Here is a 20664-nt window from a genome sequence, read left to right as displayed (position 1 = left end):
AACGGTTGTTTTTGGACCGAAACAATTTATAGATAACCTTCCCGGTTAGCGAAATCGTATGGCTTCATCTGTTTCGTGCACAGTTGGATAGACGGGTGAGTGAGATAGCCCCTCTGTCACCAGACACAGTCGGTGCCATATTCTTACGGATAGGAATACGGGCGTCCCGACTGCCGATAAGGGCCCAAACGTTACGGGTATACAGAGGCGCAACGCCACGAAGACGCTCCGCTCTACGGCACCAATCTGACCGGCGCTGAATGGAGCTAGGTAACTGACTTGTCCGAGCGTGCCTGCCGGCGCTCCGGCATCGCCCGCATGGCGTCCGCGATCGCCTGACGCAGCGGCTTGGTGCGCAGCTGGGCGTCGTAGGGCAGGGGACGCTGCGCCAGCTTGTCCTTGCGCGGCGCCTCGTCCCAGGTCTGCAGCCAGCTGATATGGTCGGCCAGGCCCCACAGCAGGAAGTCCGTCAAGCGCGGATACGAGAGCGTCACGTCGAGGAACTCGCGCGCGGCGGCCGCCACGCCGGCGTCGCGCTTGGCGATGTCGGCCGGCAGGGCGCGGTCGTTGACGTCGAACTCGGTGATCAACAGGTCGTAGCCCATGGCGGTGGCTTCGTCCAGGAATTGTCGCCACGCGAGCATGTCTTCGCGGCCGCGCTTCTTGCTCTCGTCCCAGGAGCCGATGTGGGCCTGCAGGCCGAGCGCATGGACCGGCGTGCCGCGCCGCTTCAGTTCGGCCAGCATGCGCAGCACGCCTGCGCGGTGCTTGGCGCTGCCGCTGTCCTCGCGCATGTAGTCGTTGTAGACCAGTTGGGCGTGCGGCGCGTACTCGTGCGCCAGGCGGAAGGCCAGGTCCACCTGCTCGACGGCGCCGGACGGCCCGGCGAACGCGCGGGTGAGGGCGTTCTGGCGCATCTTGCCGTCGGCCGGGTCGACTGCTTCGTTCATCACGTCCCAGCTCTGGATCCGGGTGCCGTAGTGGGCGCACACCGTCTGGGCGTGCTTGCGCATCAGGGTTTCCACGCGCGCCCTGTCCTTGCCGAAGTTCTCCTTCGCGATCCAGGCCGGCAGCCATTTCTCGGGCTGCCAGAACAGGTTGTGGCCACGCATCGCCATGCCGCTCTTCTCGGCCCAGTCCAGCATCGCGTCGGCCGGGCCGAAACGGTAGGCATCGCGCGTCGGCGCCAGGGCCTGCCACTTCATCTCGTTTTCGGCCACGATGATGTTGCACTCGCGTTCGACCAGGACGCGGTAGGCCGGGTCGCCGAACTGGTTCTTTCCGGCGCCGACCGCGGTCCCGAAGCGCAGGCCCTTGCGCTTTGCAATGTCCTTAAGCGCCTCGCCCGCGGGGGCGGCCGCCAGTGCGGGGAATCCTGTGGGCAGGAGGGCGGCGCCGGCAAGCGCCTGCAGCATGGTGCGTCGTGTCGTCATGTTGTTCCGTGTCTCCGTATTGTGATTGTGGCGCAGGAATGTTAGCGCAATCTTCGGCGGAATGAAATCGATTTCTAAGCAGGCATCGCACGTTGCGCCGCTGAGCGAGGGACATGCGTCGTGGTTTGTGGTTGTGCTAAGATAGCGCAAACAACAGAGTCATATCGTCCACAGGGGTCCGCGAGAACATGAGTAAAGCCAACGTGAAAGCCATCCAGGAAGACGTGGAGCGCCGCGGCCAGCCGACCATGGCCGACGTCGCCAAGCTGGCCGGCGTCTCGCCGATGACGGTGTCGCGCGTCATGAACGGCAAGGGCCTGGTGCGCGAGAGCACGCGGCGCAAGGTCGCCGAGGCGGTCGCCGCCCTGAACTACACTCCCAACCAGGAGGCGCGCAACCTGGCCGGCTCCAAGCCGATCCGGGTCGGCTTCCTGTACAGTAACCCGAGCGCCGCCTACCTCAGCGAATTCCTGGTCGGCCTGCTGAGCCAGTCCGGCCTGAACAACGTCCAGCTGTTCGTCGAGAAGTGCGAAGCCGGGCAGCACGAGGAAGAGCAGACCCGGCGCCTGATCGGCAACGGGCTGGACGGCATCATCCTGCCGCCGCCGCTGTGCGACAGCGAAGCCGTGATCGCTTGCGTGGCCGAGGCCGACATCCCGGCCGTGGTGGTCGCCTGCGGTTCGCCGGACGAGCGCGTGGGCGCCGTCAGCATCGACGACTACGATGCCGCCTACCAGATGACGCGCCACCTGATTACCCTCGGCCACCAGCGCATCGGCTTCATCGTCGGCCACCCGAACCAGACCGCCAGCGGCCGCCGCCTGGCGGGTTACCGCGCCGCCATCGAAGAGAAGGGCGCCGACAAGGCCGAAGACCTGGTGGTGCAGGGCATGTTCACCTACCGCTCCGGCCTGGATGCGGCGGAACACCTGCTGGCTCTCGAGGAGCGCCCGACCGCGATCTTCGCCAGCAACGACGACATGGCTGCGGCTGCCGTCGCGGTCGCGCACCGCCTGGGCCTGGACGTGCCGGGCGACCTCACCGTCACCGGCTTCGACGACTCGGCCCTGGCCACCACCATCTGGCCCGAACTGACCACCGTGCGCCAGCCGATCGCCGAGATGGCGCGCGAAGCGGTGCAATCGCTGGTGCGGCGCGTGCGCGCGCTGCGCGAGGGCGAAGAGGCGCCGCCGGAACGCGTGCCGATGGCATTCGAACTGGTGCGGCGCCAGTCGGATGCCGCCCCGCGCACCCGGCCGCCGGCGCGGCTCCCCTCCGTCAAGGCCGGCGCCAAGGTCGCACCCGCGGGTGCGCGCCGCTCCCAGGCTGCGCGCTGAGCCGCTTCCGTCCCCGTTCTCGTCCCCGCGGGCGCGCCTTGCCGGCGCGCCCGCGGCAGCTTTTCTCCCCCCTGATATCCCGCCTTCGAAGCCGCTCCGGCCGGCTTCCCATCGCCTTTCGTCGCGCTCGCTGAACATTCGGCAAGTATTTGATTGACAGCTGATAATTCCGCCGTTTAGACTGGAATGGTTGCGGTAACATTTCTGTTATACGAATGTTTGACTGCAATCACCCGCCGTTCACGAGCGGGACATAACAACAAGCAGCGGAGACGACATCGATGGGTATCAAACGCAGGGAATTCCTGGCCTCGGTAGGGAGCATGGCTGGCATGGCGGGCCTGGGCAGCGTCCCCGCCCTCGCGGCAGCGGCCCCCAAGGGCGGGCAGGGCGGCGTACCGCTGTACAAGCAGGCAAGTGCACCGGTCAATGCGCGGGTCGAAGACCTGCTGCGGCGCATGACGCTGGAAGAAAAGATCGTCCAGATGCAATGCTTGTGGCAAAAGAAGCCGGGTGTGCAGAACCAGGACAGCAGTTTTTCGATGGAGAAGGCGCAGGCCGCCTACCCGAACGGCATGGGCATGCTGGCGCGCCCGTCCGACCGCCTGCTGGGCCGGGACGCCAATGTGGCCGGCAATTCGGGTGCGACCGCCAACCGCGGCCCGCGCGAGACCGCCGAGTACGTGAACGCGGTGCAGAAATGGGCGGTGGAGCGCACCCGCCTGGGCATTCCGGTCCTGATGCACGAGGAAGCGCTGCACGGCTACACGGCACGCGAGGCGACCTGCTTCCCGCAAGCGATCGGCCTGGCCTCGAGCTTCGACCCGGCGATGGTGACGCAGGTGTTTTCGGTCGCGGCGCGCGAGATGCGCGCGCGCGGCGCCAACCTGGCGCTGGCGCCGGTGGTCGATGTGGCGCGCGATCCGCGCTGGGGCCGCATCGAGGAAACGTACGGCGAAGATCCGCACCTGTGCGGCGTGATGGGCAAGGCGGCCGTGATCGGCTTCTCGGGCGAGACCCTGCCGCTGGCGGCCGACAAGGTGCATGCGACCCTCAAGCACATGACCGGCCACGGCCAGCCCGAGAGCGGCACCAACATCGGTCCGGCCCACGTGGGCGAGCGCACCCTGCGCGAGGATTTCTTTCCGCCCTTCGAGAAGATCATCAAGGAAACAAAGATTGCGGCCGTGATGCCCTCGTATAACGAGATCGACGGCTTGCCGTCGCACGCCAGCCGCTGGCTCCTGACCGACGTCCTGCGCAAGGAGTGGGGCTTCCAGGGCGCGACGGTGTCGGACTACATGGGGGTCAAGGAGCTGGTGTCGCGCCACAGCCTGGCCGCCAACGACAAGGAGGCGGCGCTGCAGGCGGTCAAGGCCGGCGTCGACGTCGAGACCCCGGATCCGCTGGGCTACCTGAGCCTGGCCGACCTGGTCCGCGAAAAACGGATCTCGGTCAAGGAGATCGACGCCAGCGTGCGCCGCATCCTGAAGCTGAAGTTCGATGCCGGGCTGTTCGAGAACCCGTACGCGGACGCGGCCCGGGCCGAAGCCCTGACCGCGACCCCGGACGCGATCGCACTGGCGCGCGAAGCGGCGCGCCGCAGCGCGGTGCTGCTGAAGAACGACAAGGGCCTGCTGCCCTTGCAGCCGAACCGGGTCGGCAAGATGCTGCTGCTCGGCACCCACGCGAAGGATACCCCGATCGGCGGCTATTCCGATATCCCGCGCCACGTGGTCTCGATCCACGAGGCGCTGGAGAACGAAGCGCGCGCCCAGGGCTTCTCGTTCGACTACCGCGAGGGCGTGCGCCTGACCGAACAGCGCATCTGGGGCAAGGACGAGATCGAGTTTACCAAGCCGGAAGTCAATGCCCGCCTGATCCAGGATGCCGTGGAAGCCGCCAGGTCGGCCGACACCATCGTCATGGTCCTGGGCGACAACGAGATGACCGCGCGCGAAGCCTGGGCCGACCACCACCTGGGCGACCGCATCACCCTGGACCTGCTCGGCCAGCAGAACGACCTGGCGCGCGCCATCTTCGCGCTGAACAAACCGACCGTGGTGCTGCTGCTGAACGGCCGTCCGCTGTCGGCCAAGCTGCTGGCCGAACGCGCCGACGCCCTGCTCGAATGCTGGTACTTGGGCCAGGAGACCGGCCATGCGGTGGCCGATCTGCTGTTCGGCCGCGCCAACCCGGGCGGCAAGCTGCCGGTCACGATCGCACGCGACCCGGGCCAGCTACCGATGTACTACAACCGCAAGCCGAGCACCCGGCGCGGCTACATCGACGGCGTGACCACGCCCCTGTTCCCGTTCGGATTCGGCCTGTCCTACACCCGTTTCGAGATATCAAAGCCGCGCCTGATCCAGGCGCGCATCGGGGTGAACGGCAGCACCCGGGTCCAGGTGGACGTGCGCAACGTTGGCCAGCTGCGCGGCGACGAGGTCGTGCAGCTGTATATCCGCGACGACGTCAGCTCGGTGACCCGGCCGCTGCTGGAACTGAAGGGTTTCCAGCGCGTCAGCCTGGAGCCGGGCGCCAGCCGTACCCTGGACTTCGACATCAAGCCGAGCGACCTGTGGTTCTTCAACGCCGACATGAAGCGCGTCGTCGAGCCGGGCACGTTCAGCATCTTCGTGGGACCGAACAGCGTCGACCTCAAGAAGGCGACCCTCACCGTGGCATAAGGAAAAGAGAAAGATCATGACACAAGAAACCAATCTCCTGCCCGCCGACCTGAACGACGCGCTGCTGGTCGGCCGCGTCTGGCGTGGCGCGCCAGTCGACGGCCCCGCCGTGGTGGCGGTACGCCGCGGCCGCCTGGTCGACATCACCCGGCACGCCGCCACGGTCGCCGAGCTGTTCGAGCGCGACGACATGCTGGCCATCGTGCGCGGCGCCGAAGGCGAAGACCTGGGCGACGCCCTGGCCCTGGTGCAGGCCGCAAGCAGCGCGGAAGCCGAAGGCAGCGTCAGGCTGCTCGCCCCGTGCGACCTGCAGGCGATCAAGGCATGCGGCGTGACCTTCGCGGTCAGCCTGCTCGAACGCGTGATCGAAGAGCAGGCCAAGGGCGACCCCGGACGCGCCGGCGAACTGCGCGCCCAGCTGCAGGCCTCGATCGGCACCAACCTGTCGCAGATCGAGCCGGGCTCCGAAGCCGCCCTGCGCCTGAAGGACGAGCTGTCCAGCCGCGGCCTGTGGTCGCAGTACATGGAAGTGGGCATCGGGCCGTATGCCGAAGTGTTCACCAAGTCGCAGCCGATGTCGGCGGTCGGCCACGGCGCGGAGGTCGGCCTGCACCCGGCATCCCACTGGAACAACCCGGAGCCGGAAATCGTGCTGGCCGTGAACAGCCGTGGCCTGGTGGTCGGCGGCACGCTCGGCAACGACGTCAACCTGCGCGACATCGAAGGCCGCAGCGCTCTGCTCCTGGGCAAGGCCAAGGACAACAACGGTTCCTGCGCGATCGGCCCCTTCATCCGCCTGTTCGACGGCGGCTTCTCGCTCGATACCCTGCGCGAAGCCGAAGTGGGCATGCTGATCGAAGGCCTGGACGACGGCTTCACCTTGGCGGGCCACAGCCGCATGCGCGAGATCAGCCGCGACCCGCTCGACCTGGTCGGCCAGACCTGCGGCGCCCACCACCAGTACCCGGACGGCTTCATGCTCTTCCTCGGCACGATGTTCTCGCCGATCAAGGACCGCGACGCGCCGGGCAAAGGCTTCACCCACCACCTCGGGGATCGCGTCAGCATCTCCACGCCCTCGCTCGGCACGCTGGTCAACACGGTCCAGCGCAGCGACGGCATCGAACCCTGGACCTTCGGCGTACGGGCCCTCTACAACAACCTGGCGCGGCGCGGCCTGCTGGCTGCCGCCGGCGCCCGCTAGGACGCCATTCCCTCACGAGATTTTCATGTCTGACAACAAACAACAAGAATTCGCCTACGCGTCCTATCCCGACCTGAAAGACAAGCGCGTCGTCGTCACCGGCGGCGGCAGCGGCATCGGCAGCGAGCTGACCACGGCCTTCGCCGGGCAGGGCGCGCGCGTGATCTTCCTCGACATCGCCGAGGAGGCATCGCGCCAGCTGGAGGCCAGCCTGGCCGCGTCCCGGCACCCGCCGAAGTTCATGCGCTGCGACCTGACCGACCTGGACCAGCTCAAGTCCGTGTTCGCCGCCATCGAGGAAGAACTCGGCGGCGTCGACATCCTGCTCAACAACGCGGCCAACGACGACCGCCACGAGATCGAGGACGTCACCCCGGAATACTGGGACAGCCGCATGAACGTCAACCTGCGTCACAAGTTCTTCTGCACCCAGGCCGTGCTGCCGGGCATGAAGGAGCGGCGCGACGGGGTGATCCTGAACTTCGGCTCGATTTCCTGGCACCTGCCGCACACCCAGCTGCACTTGTACATGACGGCCAAGGCCGGCATCGAGGGCATGACGCGCGCGCTGGCGCGCGACGTCGGCAAGTACGGGATCCGCGCCAACACCGTGGTGCCGGGCGCCGTGCGCACCCCGCGCCAGCAGGCGCTGTGGCATACCGCCGAGGAAGAGGCGCGCATCCTGGCCGGGCAGTGCATTCCCGAGCGCGTCGAGATGCAGGACGTGGCCGCGCTGGCCCTGTTCCTGGCCTCGAACAATGCGCGCCATTGCAGCGGCCGCGAATACTTCGTCGACGCGGGCTGGTACGGCGCATGAGCGGCCACCCGACCATTGCAAGCACGCCAGAGTGCCTGTGGCAGGTGGGCGCCACGCTGGGCGAGGGCGTCCTGTGGGACGCCACCAGCGCACAGGTCTGGTTCGTCGACATCAAGGGCCGGCGTATCCACCGCTGCGACGCCGACGGCGGGGAGCGAAAAAGCTGGGAAGCGCCGGGCCAGGTCAGCTTCATCGTGCGCGCCTCCGACGGCGGCATGGTGTGCTCGCTGGACGACGGCCTGTACCGCTTCATCGAGGAGGGCGGCGCCTTCGAATCCCTGCTCGCGGTCGAAGCCGACCAGCCGGGCAACCGCTTCAACGACGGCCACGTCGACGCCGCCGGTGCACTGTGGTTCGGCTCGATGGACGACGCCGAAGAGCAGCCCACCGGCGCGCTGTACCGCTTCGACGGCGGCAAGGCCGAACGCCACGACGACGGCTACGTCATCACCAACGGCCCGGCGCTGAGTCCCGACGGGCGCACCCTGTACCACACCGACACCCTGGAGAAGCGCACCTACGCCTTCGACCGGGCAACGGACGGGGGCCTGTCGAACAAGCGCCCCTTCGTGGAATTGAAGGACGGCGGTTATCCGGACGGCATGGCCGTGGATGCGGAAGGTTGCGTGTGGATCGCCACCTTCGGCGGCTGGCGGATCGACCGCTTCGACGCGCAAGGACGAAAAGTGGGCGAAGTACGCTTCCCCTGCGCCAACGTCACCAAGCTGGCCTTCGGCGGCGAGGACCTGCGCACGGTCTACGCCACCACCGCCCGCAAGGGCCTGTCGAACGAAGAACTGGCGGCGCAGCCGCTGGCCGGCAGCCTGTTCAGCTTCCGTGTGGAGACCCCGGGACTGCCGCAGCGCCTCTTGCGGCTGGAGAAATGAGAACATGAATCACGACGACCAACAACAGAAGCCACGCCGTTTCCGCTCCCAGGACTGGTTCGACAACCCCGAGCGGATCGACATGACCGCGCTCTACCTGGAGCGCTTCATGAACTACGGGATCACCCCGGACGAACTGCGCTCGGGCAAGCCGATCATCGGCATCGCCCAGAGCGGCAGCGACATCGCGCCCTGCAACCGTATCCACCTGGACCTGGCCAGGCGCGTGCGCGACGGCATCCGCGACGCCGGCGGCATCCCGATGGAATTCCCGCTGCACCCGATTTTCGAGAACTGCCGCCGCCCGACCGCGGCGCTGGACCGCAACCTGGCCTACCTGGGGCTGGTCGAGATCCTGCACGGCTACCCGATCGACGCGGTGGTGCTGACCACCGGCTGCGACAAGACCACCCCGGCCCAGCTGATGGCAGCCGCCACGGTCGACATCCCGGCCATCGTGCTGTCGGGCGGGCCGATGCTGGACGGCTGGTTCGAGGGCGAGCTGGCCGGTTCCGGCGCCGCCGTCTGGAAGGGCCGCCGGCGCCTTGCAGCAGGCGAGATCGACGAAGAGAAGTTCATCCAGATCGCCACCGCGTCGGCTCCCTCGGCCGGCCACTGCAACACCATGGGCACCGCCTCGACCATGAACGCCGTGGCCGAAGCGCTGGGCATGTCGTTAACCGGTTGCTCGGCGATTCCCGCCCCGTACCGCGAACGCGGCCAGATGGCCTACGACACCGGCCGCCGCATCGTCGAGCTGGCCCATGCGGACGTCCGTCCCTCGACCATCCTGACGCGCGAGGCCTTCCTGGACGCGATCGTGGTCAATGCCGCGATCGGCGGCTCCAGCAACGCCCAGCCCCACATCGTCGCCATGGCGCGCCACGCCGGCGTCGAGATCACGCCCGAGGACTGGATGGAATACGGCTACGACGTGCCGCTGCTGCTCAACATGCAGCCAGCCGGCAAATACCTGGGCGAGCGTTTCCACCGCGCCGGCGGCGTGCCGGCCATCATGTGGGAGCTCGAGCAGCAGGGCCTGTTGCGCTCGAAGCGTCCGACCGTCACCGGCAAGACCATGGCCGAGAACCTGGTGGACAAGGAAAGCTGGGACCGCGAGATGATCCGCCCGTTTGCCGATCCGCTCAAGCACAGCGCCGGCTTCATGGTGCTGAAGGGGAACCTGTTCGACTTCGCCATCATGAAGACCAGCGTCATTTCCCCGGCCTTCCGCGAGCGCTACCTCTCGGAGCCCGGCGCGGAAAACCGCTTCGAGTGCCGCGTGGTCGTGTTCGACGGTTCGGACGACTACCATCACCGCATCAACGATCCGGCGCTCGAGATCGACGAGCGCACCATGCTGGTGATCCGCGGCTCCGGCCCGATCGGCTGGCCCGGATCGGCCGAGGTGGTGAACATGCAGCCGCCCGATGCCTTGATCAAGCGCGGCATCATGGCGCTGCCGACCCTGGGCGATGGGCGCCAGTCCGGCACCTCGGACAGCCCCTCGATCCTGAATGCGTCGCCCGAGAGCGCGGCCGGCGGCAACCTGGCGCTGTTGCGTACCGGCGACATCGTGCGCGTGGACCTGAACGCGGGGCGCTGCGACGTCCTGGTCTCCGATGAGGAGCTGGCGGCGCGCCGCAGGGACGATCCGCCGGCAATTCCGCCGAACCAGACGCCATGGCAGCAGATCTACCGCGCCACTGTGGGCCAGCTGCACACCGGGGCTTGTATGGAGCTGGCACTGCCTTACCGCGGCGTGGCGCACGACATGCCGCGCCATAACCACTGACGATGCGTCGGGCTGGCGCTGCGGCGGGATTTTGATCAGAATGGCAGGAGCAGCCGCAGAGCCGCCCCGAACTGGCAACAGAAGAAATCAATTGGAGACATAACAAATGAAAAAGATGATCAAGGCCGTCGGCCTGGCATTCGCAATCCTGTTCAGCGGCGGCGTCGGCGTGGCCCACGCGGACGCCACCAATCCCAAGATCGGCTTCTCGATCGACGACCTGCGCCTGGAGCGCTGGGCGCGCGACCGCGATTACTTCACGGCGGCCGCGCAGAAGCTGGGCGCCAAGGTGTACGTACAGTCGGCCGACGCCAGCGAGCAGCGCCAGATCGCCCAGATCGAAAACCTGATCTCGCGCGGCGTGGACGTGCTGGTGATCGTTCCCTACAACGCCACGGTGCTCAACAACGCCATCCGCGAAGCGAAGAAGGCCAAGATCAAGGTGGTGTCGTACGACCGCCTGATCCTGAATGCCGATGTCGATGCCTACGTCTCGTTCGACAACAAGGCCGTCGGCGAGCTGCAGGCGCAGTCGCTGGTGAACCTCAAGCCGAAGGGCAACTACTACCTGCTGGGCGGGGCCCCGACCGACAACAACGCCAAGATCCTGCGCGAAGGTCAGATGAAGGTGCTGCAGCCGCTGGTGGACAAGGGCGACGTCAAGATCGTCGGCAAGCAGTGGGTCAAGGACTGGAGCGCTTCCGAGGCGATGGCCATCGTCGAGAACGCGCTGACCGCAAGCGGCAACAAGATCGACGCCGTGGTCGCCTCCAACGACGGTACCGCGGGCGGCGCGATCCAGGCGCTGGCGGCCCAGAAGCTGGCCGGCAAGGTGCTGGTGTCGGGCCAGGACGCCGACCTGGCGGCGGTGCGCCGCGTGATCGCCGGCACCCAGACCATGACCGTCTACAAGCCGCTGCGCGCGCTGGCCTCGAACGCGGCCAGCGTCGCGGTGCAGCTGGTGCGCAACCAGAAGCCGGCCTACAACGCCCAGATGCACAACGGCGTCAAGAACGTCGACAGCCTGCTGCTCAAGCCGGTCCTGCTGAACAAGTCGAACGTCGACCTGCTGGTCAAGGACGGCTTCTATTCCCAGGCACAGCTGGCCGGGAAGTAATCCAGCAGCTGTCGGCACTCTGCGCCACCCGTGCCGGTCGATGGCGACCGGCGCGTGGCGGCGCACACCAACGAGTCTTGAATGTCACCCTATCTTCTCCAAATGAAGGGCATCGCGAAGCGATTCGACGGTGTCCCCGCGCTCGACGGGATCGACCTGGCGATCCGTCCCGGCGAGTGCATCGGCCTGTGCGGCGAGAACGGCGCCGGCAAGTCCACCCTGATGAAAGTCCTGTCGGCGGTCTACCCGCACGGCAGCTGGGACGGCGAAATCCTGCTCGACGGCCAGCCGCTGCGGGCGCGCTCGGTGCGCGAGACCGAGGACGCCGGCATCATCATCATCCACCAGGAACTGATGCTGGTGCCCGAACTGTCCGTGGCCGAGAACATCTTCCTCGGTAACGAACTGACCCTGCCGGGCGGGCGCCTCGATTACCCGGCCATGAACCGCCGTGCCGAGGAAATCCTGCGCGAGCTGAAGCTCCCCGACGTGAACGTGGTGCTGCCGGTGAAGAACTACGGCGGCGGCCACCAGCAGCTGATCGAGATCGGCAAGGCCCTTAACAAGCAGGCGCGCCTCCTGATCCTGGACGAGCCGTCGGCCTCGCTGACGGCCAGCGAGATCGCCGTCCTGCTCGAGATCATCCGCGACCTCAAGGCCAAGGGCGTGGCCTGCGTCTACATCTCGCACAAGCTGGAAGAGGTGGCGGCGATCTGCGACACCATCGTGGTGATCCGCGACGGCAAGCACATCGCCACCACCCCGATGCAGCAGATGAACGTCGACCGCATCATCGCCCAGATGTGCGGCCGCGAGATGAACCAGCTGTATCCATCCTTGCCGCACGAGGTGGGCGAGGTGGTGATGGAGGCGCGCCACGTCACCTGCTGGGATCCGGACCAGCCGCAGCGCAAGAAGGTCGACGACGTCTCCTTCGAGCTGCGCCGCGGCGAGATCCTCGGCATCGCCGGCCTGGTGGGCGCCGGCCGCACCGAGCTCGTCACCGCGATCTACGGCTCCTACGAAGGCGCCTACGAAGGCGAAGTGTGGCTGAACGGCCAGCGGGTCGACACCTCGACACCTCTCAAGGCAATCGGGGCGGGCTTCGCCCTGGTGCCCGAAGACCGCAAGCAGCACGGCATCGTGCGCGACCTGTCGGTGGGCGAGAACATCACCCTGTCGGTGCTGGACCGCTTCTCGAAGCTCTCCCGCATCGACGAGGGCCTGGAAGCGCGCGAGGTGGGCGAGCAGATCCGCCGCCTGGCGCTCAAGACCGCTAGCCCGGCGCTGCCGATTACGGCGCTCTCGGGCGGCAACCAGCAGAAGGCGGTGCTGGCCAAGATGCTGCTGACCCAGCCGAAGGTGCTGATCCTCGACGAGCCGACCCGCGGAGTCGATGTCGGCGCCAAGTTCGAGATCTACAAGCTGATCCTCGAACTGGCCGCCCAGGGCATCGCCATCGTCATGGTGTCGTCCGAACTGGCCGAGGTGCTCGGGGTCTCGGACCGGGTGCTGGTGATGGGCGAGGGCAAGCTGCGCGGGAACTTCCTTAATCAAGGCCTGACCCAGGAAATGGTGTTGGCCGCTGCAATCGGACAGGTGAAATGATGTTAGACAAAGTACACGCGCCAGTGGCGGCCCAGGGCGGCGCGGCACGGGCGGCGGCAAACACGGGAATCAGCTTCAAGCAGATTTTCACGCAATACAAGATTCTGGCCCTGCTGGTCGCGATCGCCATCATCTGGGCCTTCTTCAGCTGGAAGACCGACGGCGGCTTCACCTCCGCGCGCAACCTGTCCAACCTGATGCGCCAGATGTCGGTGACTGGCATCCTGGCCTGCGGCATGGTGTTCGTCATCATCGCCGGCGAGATCGACCTGTCGATCGGCTCGCTCCTCGGACTATTGGGCGGGCTGGCGGCAGTGCTCGACGTGGTCCACCACCTGCCGCTACCGATCTCGATGGCGATCGTGCTGGCGGGCGGCATGCTGCTCGGCTTCCTGAACGGCTACCTGACAGCCTATGCGGGGATACCGTCATTCATTGTCGGGCTGGGGGGCATGCTGGCCTACCGCGGCATCGTGCTGGGGCTCACCGACGGCACCACGATCGCGCCGATCTCGCCGGAATTCGAGCAGCTCGGCCAGGCCTACCTGCCGCCTGCCTTCGGCATGCTGCTGGGCGCCGTGCTGTTCGTGCTGGCCTGCGTGCTGGCATGGCGCCAGCGCGCCAGCCAGGCGCGCCATCATCTGCCAGTCCTGCCGCTGTGGCGCAGCGTGGCCCGGGTGGCCATCATCGGCGTGGTGCTGGCAGGCCTCATCAGCACCTTCAACAGCTACGAGGGCATCCCCTTGCCGGTGCTGATCCTGCTGGTCCTGCTGGGCGTGTTCAGCTACATCGCACGCCAGACCGTGTTCGGCCGCCGCATCTACGCCGTCGGCAGCAATATGGAAGCGACACGCCTGTCGGGCATCAACGTGCGCGCCGTGAAGCTGTGGATCTTCGGGCTGATGGGGCTGATGTGCGCGCTGGCCGGCCTGATCAACACGGCGCGCCTGGCGGCGGGTTCGCCCTCGGCCGGCATGTCGGCCGAGCTGGACGTGATCGCCGCCTGCTTCATCGGCGGCACCTCGATGCGGGGCGGCGCCGGCACCGTGCACGGCGCGCTGGTGGGCGCCCTGGTCATGGCCAGCCTGGACAACGGCATGTCGATGCTGGACGTCGACACTTACTGGCAGATGATCGTCAAGGGCCTGATCCTGACCCTGGCGGTGTGGCTGGACGTGGCGACCCGTACCGGCAGGCGCTGAGCCGGGCGGCGCTTGCGCGCCGCCGCTGATTGTGAAAAAGCCAGGCGCATGCGCCTGGCTTTTTGATTTGGCGCTGGACTGTTGTAGGGTGGGCGGGGTCGGTGAGGCCAGTGGCCTCACCGACGAAGCCCACGCGGTCATATCACGCTTCTGCAGCCCGTGCGCCTATTCAGAAGCCAACTATCACCGCGTGGGCGGGAAGACCCGCCCACCCTACAAGGAGCTGACCTTATTCCGCGGTCTTCAATACGCCATCGACCACCCGGGCCAGGCCCAGCGGATTGTCGTCGCGCAGCGCTTCCGGCAACAGTTCGGCCGGCACCGCCTGGTAGCAGACCGGGCGCAGGAAGCGGTCGATCGCCGTGGCACCCACCGAGGTCGTGCGGCTGTCCGAGGTGGCCGGGAAGGGGCCGCCATGCACCATCGCATGCGATACCTCGACGCCGGTCGGGAAGCCGTTGAACAGGATGCGGCCGGCCTTGCGTTCCAGGATGGGCAGCAGGCTTGCCGCCAGCGCCTGGTCCGCCGCCGTCGCGTGGACGGTCGCGGTCAGCTGGCCCTCGACGTGGCCGGACACGGCCAGCAGCTCGGCTTCATCGCGGCAGCGCACCAACACCGCGGCCGGCCCGAAGATCTCTTCTTCCAGCGCAGGGGTGGCGAGGAAGGTGGCGGCGTCGCATCCGTACAGGGCAGGCTGGGCTGCGCATGCCGGGCCTTCCGAGCCAGCCCCGGCGCCGCGCGCCAGGAGCTGGACGCCGGGCACGGCGGAGCGGGCTTCGACCGCCTCGACATAGGCCTTGTGGATGCCGGGGGTGAGCATGGTGCCGGCGGTCTTTTGCTGCAGGGCCTCGGCGGCCGCCACGCTGAAGGCATTGAAGGCGTCTCCCTCCAGGCCGATCACCAGGCCGGGATTGGTGCAGAACTGGCCCCCGCCGAGCGTGAGCGAATCGACGAAGCCTTGCGCCAATGCGCCGGCCTTGCCCCCGAGCGCATTCGGCAGCAGGAAGAAGGGGTTGACGCTGCTCATTTCCGCATACACGGGGATCGGTTCGGGGCGCGCGCCAGCTGTGCGCATCAGGGCCAGGCCGCCCTGGCGCGAGCCGGTGAAGCCCACCGCCTTGATCGCAGGATGCGCCACCAGCGCGGTGCCGATGGTCCTGCCTTCGCCGATCAGCATCGAGAACACGCCTTCCGGCATGTCGCAGTCGATGGCGGCCTGCTGCACCGCGCGGGCTACCAGCTCCGAGGTGCCGAGGTGGGCGTTGTGGGCCTTGACCACCACTGGGCAGCCGGCTGCCAGGCTTGAGGCGGTATCGCCGCCGGCCACCGAGAAGGCGAGCGGGAAGTTACTGGCGCCGAAGACCGCGACCGGGCCCAGCGGGATCTTGCGCATGCGCAGGTCAGGGCGCGGCGGCGTGCGTTCGGGCAGGGCCGAATCGAGGGTCGCCGCCAGGAAGTGACCGTCGCGGACCACCTTGGCGAACAGGCGCAGCTGATTCACGGTGCGCATGCGCTCGCCTTCCAGACGTGCCTGCGGCAGGCCGGTTTCGAGACCGGCGCGTTCGATCAGGGCTGGGCCGAGGTCGAGGATGCGGGCGGCGATGGCCTCCAGAAAAGCGGCGCGCCGCTCGAGGGGCAGGGCGCGGTAGCTGTCGAAGGCGTCCTCGGCCAGCGCGCAGGCGGTGGCCAGCTCTTCGCCGGAGGCCAGGCCGAAGCCGGGTTCGAGGTTGGCGTGGCGGGCCGGGTCGATGGCGTGGACGACGCCTGCGGCGCCGCGCACGCTGCGCCTGCCGATGATCATGTCGCCTTGGATGTGCATGGAATGCTCCTTGTCTGAATGGTGTTGGTGCGGAGGATAAAAAAAAGGTTCATCGCGTTTTGCCGGGAAACGCATCCTTGATTTTCAGGAAGAAGTAGGATGCATCCCGAAATCCGTAGGCCATGCGCTTGATGACTTTGATGCGGTTGTTGACGCCTTCCAGGATCGATGAGTTCATCGGATAGATGGCCGAAGCCAGAATGCCGCGCCGGTACTTGGCCAGCCGTTTGGCAAACTGGATCAGCGGTGTGATATGGCTTTCCAAGGCGAGTTTGAGCCAAGCCTTCCATCGACGAGCACCTTCCCGGACCGATGGCGCATACCAGATCTCTTTCAATTCGGTCTTGAGCAGGTAGACCGTTGCCAGCGGCTGATTGGCGGCGAGCAGTTCTTCGAGCTTGACGGCCTGTTCGGCCTTGAGGTTGTCGCGGTTGCGTAGTAACAGCCAGCGGCTACGCTTGATGACCTGGCGCGCTTTTGGTTCGGCCCGTAACGTATTGGCTTGATCGACGCGCACCCGGTCGACGACTTCGCGGCCGAAGCGGGCCACGACATGAAACAAATCGTAGACCACCTCCGCGTTTGGACATTGCTGACGCACTTCAAGGTCCATGGCCGTGTTCATATCCATGGCCACCGCCTCGATTCGCTGGCAGCCTTGCTCGCCCAGCAGCTCAAAGAATGGCCGGATCGCTTCCCGGCTGTTGCCTTCCCCAACCCACAAGACGCGCATACGCTCGGCATCCATGGCCACGGTAGCGTAGCGATGGCCCTTGTGCAGGGCAAATTCGTCCATGACCAAGCGGCGTACGCCCACCGCCGAGAAGTCGCCGTGCAGCTGCTTTAGTCGCCGATGATCAATCTCTTTGATGGTATGCCAGTGCAGCCCGGTCAACCGGGCTATATGGGCTATGGGCAGCAACTGCGCCAGCGCCTCGACCCACAGACGCACGCGGTGCGTGATGCGCGCCCGGCGGTCGAGCCAAACAATGTGCTCGGCCACTCGTGCATTGCAGTGATGGCAGTCCAGCCGCCGTACCGGCACATCGAGCCAGACGCGCTTGTCCAGAACGTCGCGATCGCGCACCTTACGCCTTCGGCGCTCATGCACCAGGGCGCAAGGCTGGTGGCACGCTCCGCACACAGCATCCCTTGCCGGGCAGGTATCGAGAACGATTAACAGTGATCCGTCTTCTTGTTCTTGGACGGTGTCGACAATATGGCCTTCCCAAAACGGGACAGACGACATAGCATTGAGCATGGCGGTGGTTTGATAGACTGATTTGTTTGGCGACTATCAATCTACCAACATCAGGCCACCGCCACCACCTCCCGATTAGATCGTCAACCCCGTCTTCCCCCATTCCCCGCGAAGAACCAAAAAAAAAGCCGCGGACCGCCAGGCGGAACCGCGACTTCAGGAGAGACGAAGCTTAGAACGAGTACGAGGCCTGGAGCGTGTAGCGCGGCCCGCTCATGAACAGCTGGCGGGTGAACATGCCGGCGTGCTGCTGCATCAGCTGGCGCGTCTTGGCGTTGTTCAGGTTCTGGGCTGCCAGGCCGACACGGAACCTGTCCGTGAAGTCGTAGAAGATCGAACCGTCCAGCTGGCCGTAATCGTCTTGCCACAGCGGCAGGCCGTAGGCCTGGTCGTTGTTCGGCGTCGGGATCAGGAAGCGCGGGCCGGCGTCCGGGTTCGTGTTCAGGCCGTTGTTGCCGCGGCTGCCCCAGGTGTTGACGGCAACCAGGTAACGCGAGCGCCAGTTGTACGCCAGGCGCGCTGACAGACCATTCTTTTCGTACATGACCGCGAAGTTGACCGTGTGACGCGACAGGCCTTGCAGCGGCGTGTTGCCGAACGGGCGTCCGTCGGTGTCGCAGCCGTTGATCGACAGGTTCATGTTCGACTGGTCGCTGCCCGCGCAGAACGCGGCCGGCACCGGATTGTCCAGCTTGCGCTCGCTCGACACATAGGTCCAGCTGGCCTGGGTACCGATACCGCGCAGCCAATCCGGCACGAAGTCGTAGTACTGCTGGTGCGCGATCTCGAAGCCGCGCGCAAAGCCGTGGGCGCCGTTGATCGGATGGGTGACCGCGAAGGTCTGGTTCTTGCCGTTGACATCCTTCACCGTGTAACCGTAGGTGGTGTTGACGATGATGTCCTTGATGTCCTTGTTGAACGCCGCCAGGGTCAGCGAACCGGCCTTGGCGAAGTACCACTCCGCGGTCAGGTCGATGTTGGTCGCCGTGGTCGGCTTCAGGAGCGGGTTGCCGTCGCTGCTGCCGGTCAGGTTGTTGCCGCTGAAGACGACGCGCTGGTCCTGGAGCGTGACCGGATCCTTGATCGTCAGCTGGTTCGCCGGCGAGGTCAGGGTGGTCAGCGACTGCAGCTGGTTGAAGTCCGGGCGCGCCATCGACTTGGCGACGGCGAAGCGGAACTGCAGCTTGTCGTTGTACTTCAGGCGCAGGTTCAGGCTCGGCAGCCAGTGGCTGTACGAGGTATCGGTGCTGCGCGGGGTCTCGAACTTGGCGATGTTGACCAGAGTGTTCACGCCTTCCACCGGCACGTCGCCCGGAATGCTGACGTTGGTCGGGTCGTAGGCGATATAGCCGTTCGTCGTGTTCTTCGTCCTCACGTAGCGCACGCCGATGTTGCCGTCGATCGGGTACTTGAGGTCGTCGAAGCCGAAGCGCAGCTGGGTGTAGGCGGCCTGGGTCTTCTCGGTCTGCGTGTTCAGCGCCGACGGCGTGTCGAAGGTCGACGGCTTCCACGCGTCGCAGGTACCCCAGCCCTGGGCGGCCTTCTGTTCTTCGCACAGGGTGGTGTGGTAGCCGTGCAGCTTGGTCCAGCCGTTCGGGAAGTCGCGTGCCAGCGCATCGGTCGGATACAGCATCGCCGGAACCGAGACCTTGCCGTCGAAGAAGTTCGGGATCTGCGCCAGCTCGGTGCCGCCCGAGAAGCGCGGGTCGTTCAGGCGTGCGACGCCCGGGATCTGCCAGCCTTCCATCCACGGGAAGGTGATCGACGACCAGTTGTAGAACTTCTGGGCCTTGCGGTTTTCGGCTTCGCGGTCCGCCAGGCGCACGCCGAAGCGGATATCGCGCAGCACCGGGTCGTCGAAGCTGAACTTGACGTCGCTGCGCCAGGCCTTCTGGGTAGCCTTGGCGCGGTCCAGCGCCTCCTGGGTGTAGGCCCAGTAGTAGTTCTTTGGATCGGCCATGAACTGCGCCGAGCCGAGGCCGATCTGCGGGACGCTGCCGGTGAGGTCGATCGACTGGTTCGGCAGGATGAAACCCGTCGAGACGTCGGCATCGAAGCCTTCGGTGGTGGAACGGACGTGCTGGAAGTCGTTGGTCCAGGTCAGGTCCGGCGTCACGCGCCATTGCACGTTCAGCGCGAGGTCGCGCGTGCCGGAGTCGCGCTGGTTGATGCGGCGCGAGCTGTTGAACGGCGAGCCGCCATAGGTCGGGTTCGAGATCGTGCCTTTCTGGAAGGCGCCATTGGCGTCATAGGTGACGTCGGCGCCGGCCACCTGCTGGTACCACTTGTCTTCCGACGAGGCCACGACGCGCTCGCTCAGGTCTTCCTCGTACTGCGTCTTGAAGTAGGTCAGCGCCGCGGTGAGGTCGCGGTTCGGACGCCACTGGAAGGCCGCATAGTCGCCGCGGCGAACGCGTTCGAACTCCTGCGAACGCAGGCCGCCGCCCAACGGCAGCCATTTGGTCGCGTCGCGATTGTACTGGGCCGGGTTGCGGGAATTCACGTGCGGGAAGAAGGGATCGATGCCGATGGCGTCGGTCCGGGTCGGGTTCTTCGCATACGCGAAGTTGACCAGGGCGCCGAATTCACCGATGGGCGAGGTCCAGCGGTTCGACAACAGCACGGTGCCGGTCGGACCTTTGGCCTTGTTCAGCTCCGAATAGGTTTGCGAGGCGCCCAGCGAGCCCTTGAAGCCCGCGAAGTCGAAGGGCATGGCCGTGCGCAAGTTGACCAGGCCGGCGAGCGCGCCTTCGATCTGTTCGGCGGAAGGGTTCTTGTAGACATCGACGCCGGCCATCAGCTCCGGCGGCACGTCGGTGAAGCCGAGCGAGCGGCCGCCGCCGGCCGAGAACGCGTCGCGGCCGTTGACTTCCGAGCGCACGTAGGTCAGGCCGCGCACCGACACGCCGGAGCCTTCGACGGCCTGGCGATTCGGGTCGCCCGGCATGTTGCGGTCCATGGTGACGCCGGCGATACGCTGCAGCACCTCGGTGACCGAACGGTCCGGGAGCTTGCCGATGTCCTCGGCGACGATCGAATCGACCAGCTCGTCGGAATTCTGCTTGAGCTGCTGGGCCGATTGCAGTGCGGCGCGCTGGCCGGACACCTTGACGACCGCGGTCGCGGGGACGGTCGGCTCCTCCGCGCCGGTAGCGGCGGTCTGTGCCCATGCTGCGCCGCTATAGAGGACGGCAATCTGCGCGACCGCTGCGGCGATCGCTGTTTTCTGGAACTTCCTCACGTTGTCTCCTGATATAGGTAATTTTTTTATGTGCTGAGTTGTCAAGCGCCAGCACTGCACCGAGCCTCTACTAACACCGGTTGTTATACGCTACCATACATTTTCGGCAGAAACCTCACAAGACTGTAGATTTTGCTAATTCACAACAGCATATTCGGCAGGACGTGCAAACGGTGAGGCGCGAAGCCGGGTCCTTGCCATGTATAGGTGCCCGGGCAGGCATCCGGAAGCAGCTGGTTTGCGGCAAGCGGCC

13 protein-coding genes are annotated in these 20664 nt (G+C 66.3%); 9 read left to right on the top strand and 4 right to left on the bottom strand.

Annotated elements, in window-relative coordinates; translation table 11 throughout:
* Positions 1–266 precede the first annotated feature (266 nt).
* Entirely contained in the window at positions 267–1433 is a 1167-nt protein-coding gene (locus MasN3_RS14935; RefSeq protein ID WP_281908157.1) for an endo-1,4-beta-xylanase, read from the bottom strand.
* Positions 1434–1621: 188 nt separating this feature from the next.
* Between MasN3_RS14935 and MasN3_RS14930 the strand changes: the two genes are divergently transcribed.
* The 9 genes from MasN3_RS14930 to MasN3_RS14890 all read left to right on the top strand — a co-directional run bounded on the left by MasN3_RS14930 (position 1622) and on the right by MasN3_RS14890 (position 14090).
* Positions 1622–2770, top strand: coding sequence for a LacI family DNA-binding transcriptional regulator (locus MasN3_RS14930; protein WP_281908156.1), 1149 nt, complete (start codon positions 1622–1624; stop codon positions 2768–2770).
* Between the two features lie 281 nt (positions 2771–3051).
* Positions 3052–5460: a glycoside hydrolase family 3 N-terminal domain-containing protein gene (locus MasN3_RS14925; protein WP_281908155.1), complete on the top strand. Its 2409-nt coding sequence runs from the start codon at positions 3052–3054 to the stop codon at positions 5458–5460.
* Between the two features lie 16 nt (positions 5461–5476).
* Entirely contained in the window at positions 5477–6664 is a 1188-nt protein-coding gene (locus tag MasN3_RS14920) for a fumarylacetoacetate hydrolase family protein (protein WP_281908153.1), read from the top strand.
* Positions 6665–6689: 25 nt separating this feature from the next.
* On the top strand, positions 6690–7481 hold the full coding sequence (locus MasN3_RS14915) for an SDR family NAD(P)-dependent oxidoreductase (RefSeq protein ID WP_281908151.1): 792 nt from the start codon (positions 6690–6692) through the stop codon (positions 7479–7481).
* Complete coding sequence (locus tag MasN3_RS14910) at positions 7478–8368, top strand: SMP-30/gluconolactonase/LRE family protein (protein ID WP_281908149.1); 891 nt, start codon at positions 7478–7480, stop codon at positions 8366–8368. The genes MasN3_RS14915 and MasN3_RS14910 overlap by 4 nt, the downstream gene beginning before the upstream one ends.
* 4 nt (positions 8369–8372) lie before the next feature.
* Positions 8373–10163 (top strand): IlvD/Edd family dehydratase, encoded by a 1791-nt coding sequence (locus MasN3_RS14905; protein WP_281908147.1) that lies wholly within the window; start codon positions 8373–8375, stop codon positions 10161–10163.
* A gap of 106 nt (positions 10164–10269) precedes the next feature.
* Positions 10270–11280: a D-xylose ABC transporter substrate-binding protein gene (gene xylF, locus MasN3_RS14900; RefSeq protein WP_370662298.1), complete on the top strand. Its 1011-nt coding sequence runs from the start codon at positions 10270–10272 to the stop codon at positions 11278–11280.
* Between the two features lie 81 nt (positions 11281–11361).
* Positions 11362–12888: a D-xylose ABC transporter ATP-binding protein gene (gene xylG / locus MasN3_RS14895; protein WP_281908146.1), complete on the top strand. Its 1527-nt coding sequence runs from the start codon at positions 11362–11364 to the stop codon at positions 12886–12888.
* On the top strand, positions 12888–14090 hold the full coding sequence (locus MasN3_RS14890) for a sugar ABC transporter permease (RefSeq protein WP_281908145.1): 1203 nt from the start codon (positions 12888–12890) through the stop codon (positions 14088–14090). The genes xylG and MasN3_RS14890 overlap by 1 nt, the downstream gene beginning before the upstream one ends.
* 229 nt (positions 14091–14319) lie before the next feature.
* Here the strand turns inward: MasN3_RS14890 and MasN3_RS14885 are convergent, their stop codons facing one another.
* The 3 genes from MasN3_RS14885 to MasN3_RS14875 form a co-directional block, all read right to left on the bottom strand.
* Positions 14320–15909: an aldehyde dehydrogenase (NADP(+)) gene (locus MasN3_RS14885; RefSeq protein WP_281908143.1), complete on the bottom strand. Its 1590-nt coding sequence runs from the start codon at positions 15907–15909 to the stop codon at positions 14320–14322.
* 49 nt (positions 15910–15958) lie between these two features.
* Positions 15959–17158: an ISL3 family transposase gene (locus MasN3_RS14880; protein WP_370662345.1), complete on the bottom strand. Its 1200-nt coding sequence runs from the start codon at positions 17156–17158 to the stop codon at positions 15959–15961.
* Positions 17159–17342: 184 nt separating this feature from the next.
* Positions 17343–20411, bottom strand: a complete 3069-nt coding sequence (locus MasN3_RS14875) for a TonB-dependent receptor (RefSeq protein WP_281908138.1) — start codon at positions 20409–20411, stop codon at positions 17343–17345.
* Between the last annotated feature and the right edge of the window lie 253 nt (positions 20412–20664).

The organism is Massilia varians (genome assembly GCF_027923905.1).
In the GTDB taxonomy this organism is placed as follows: Bacteria; Pseudomonadota; Gammaproteobacteria; order Burkholderiales; family Burkholderiaceae_D; genus Telluria; species Telluria varians_B.
This window is presented reverse-complemented; position numbering and strand designations above follow the sequence as displayed.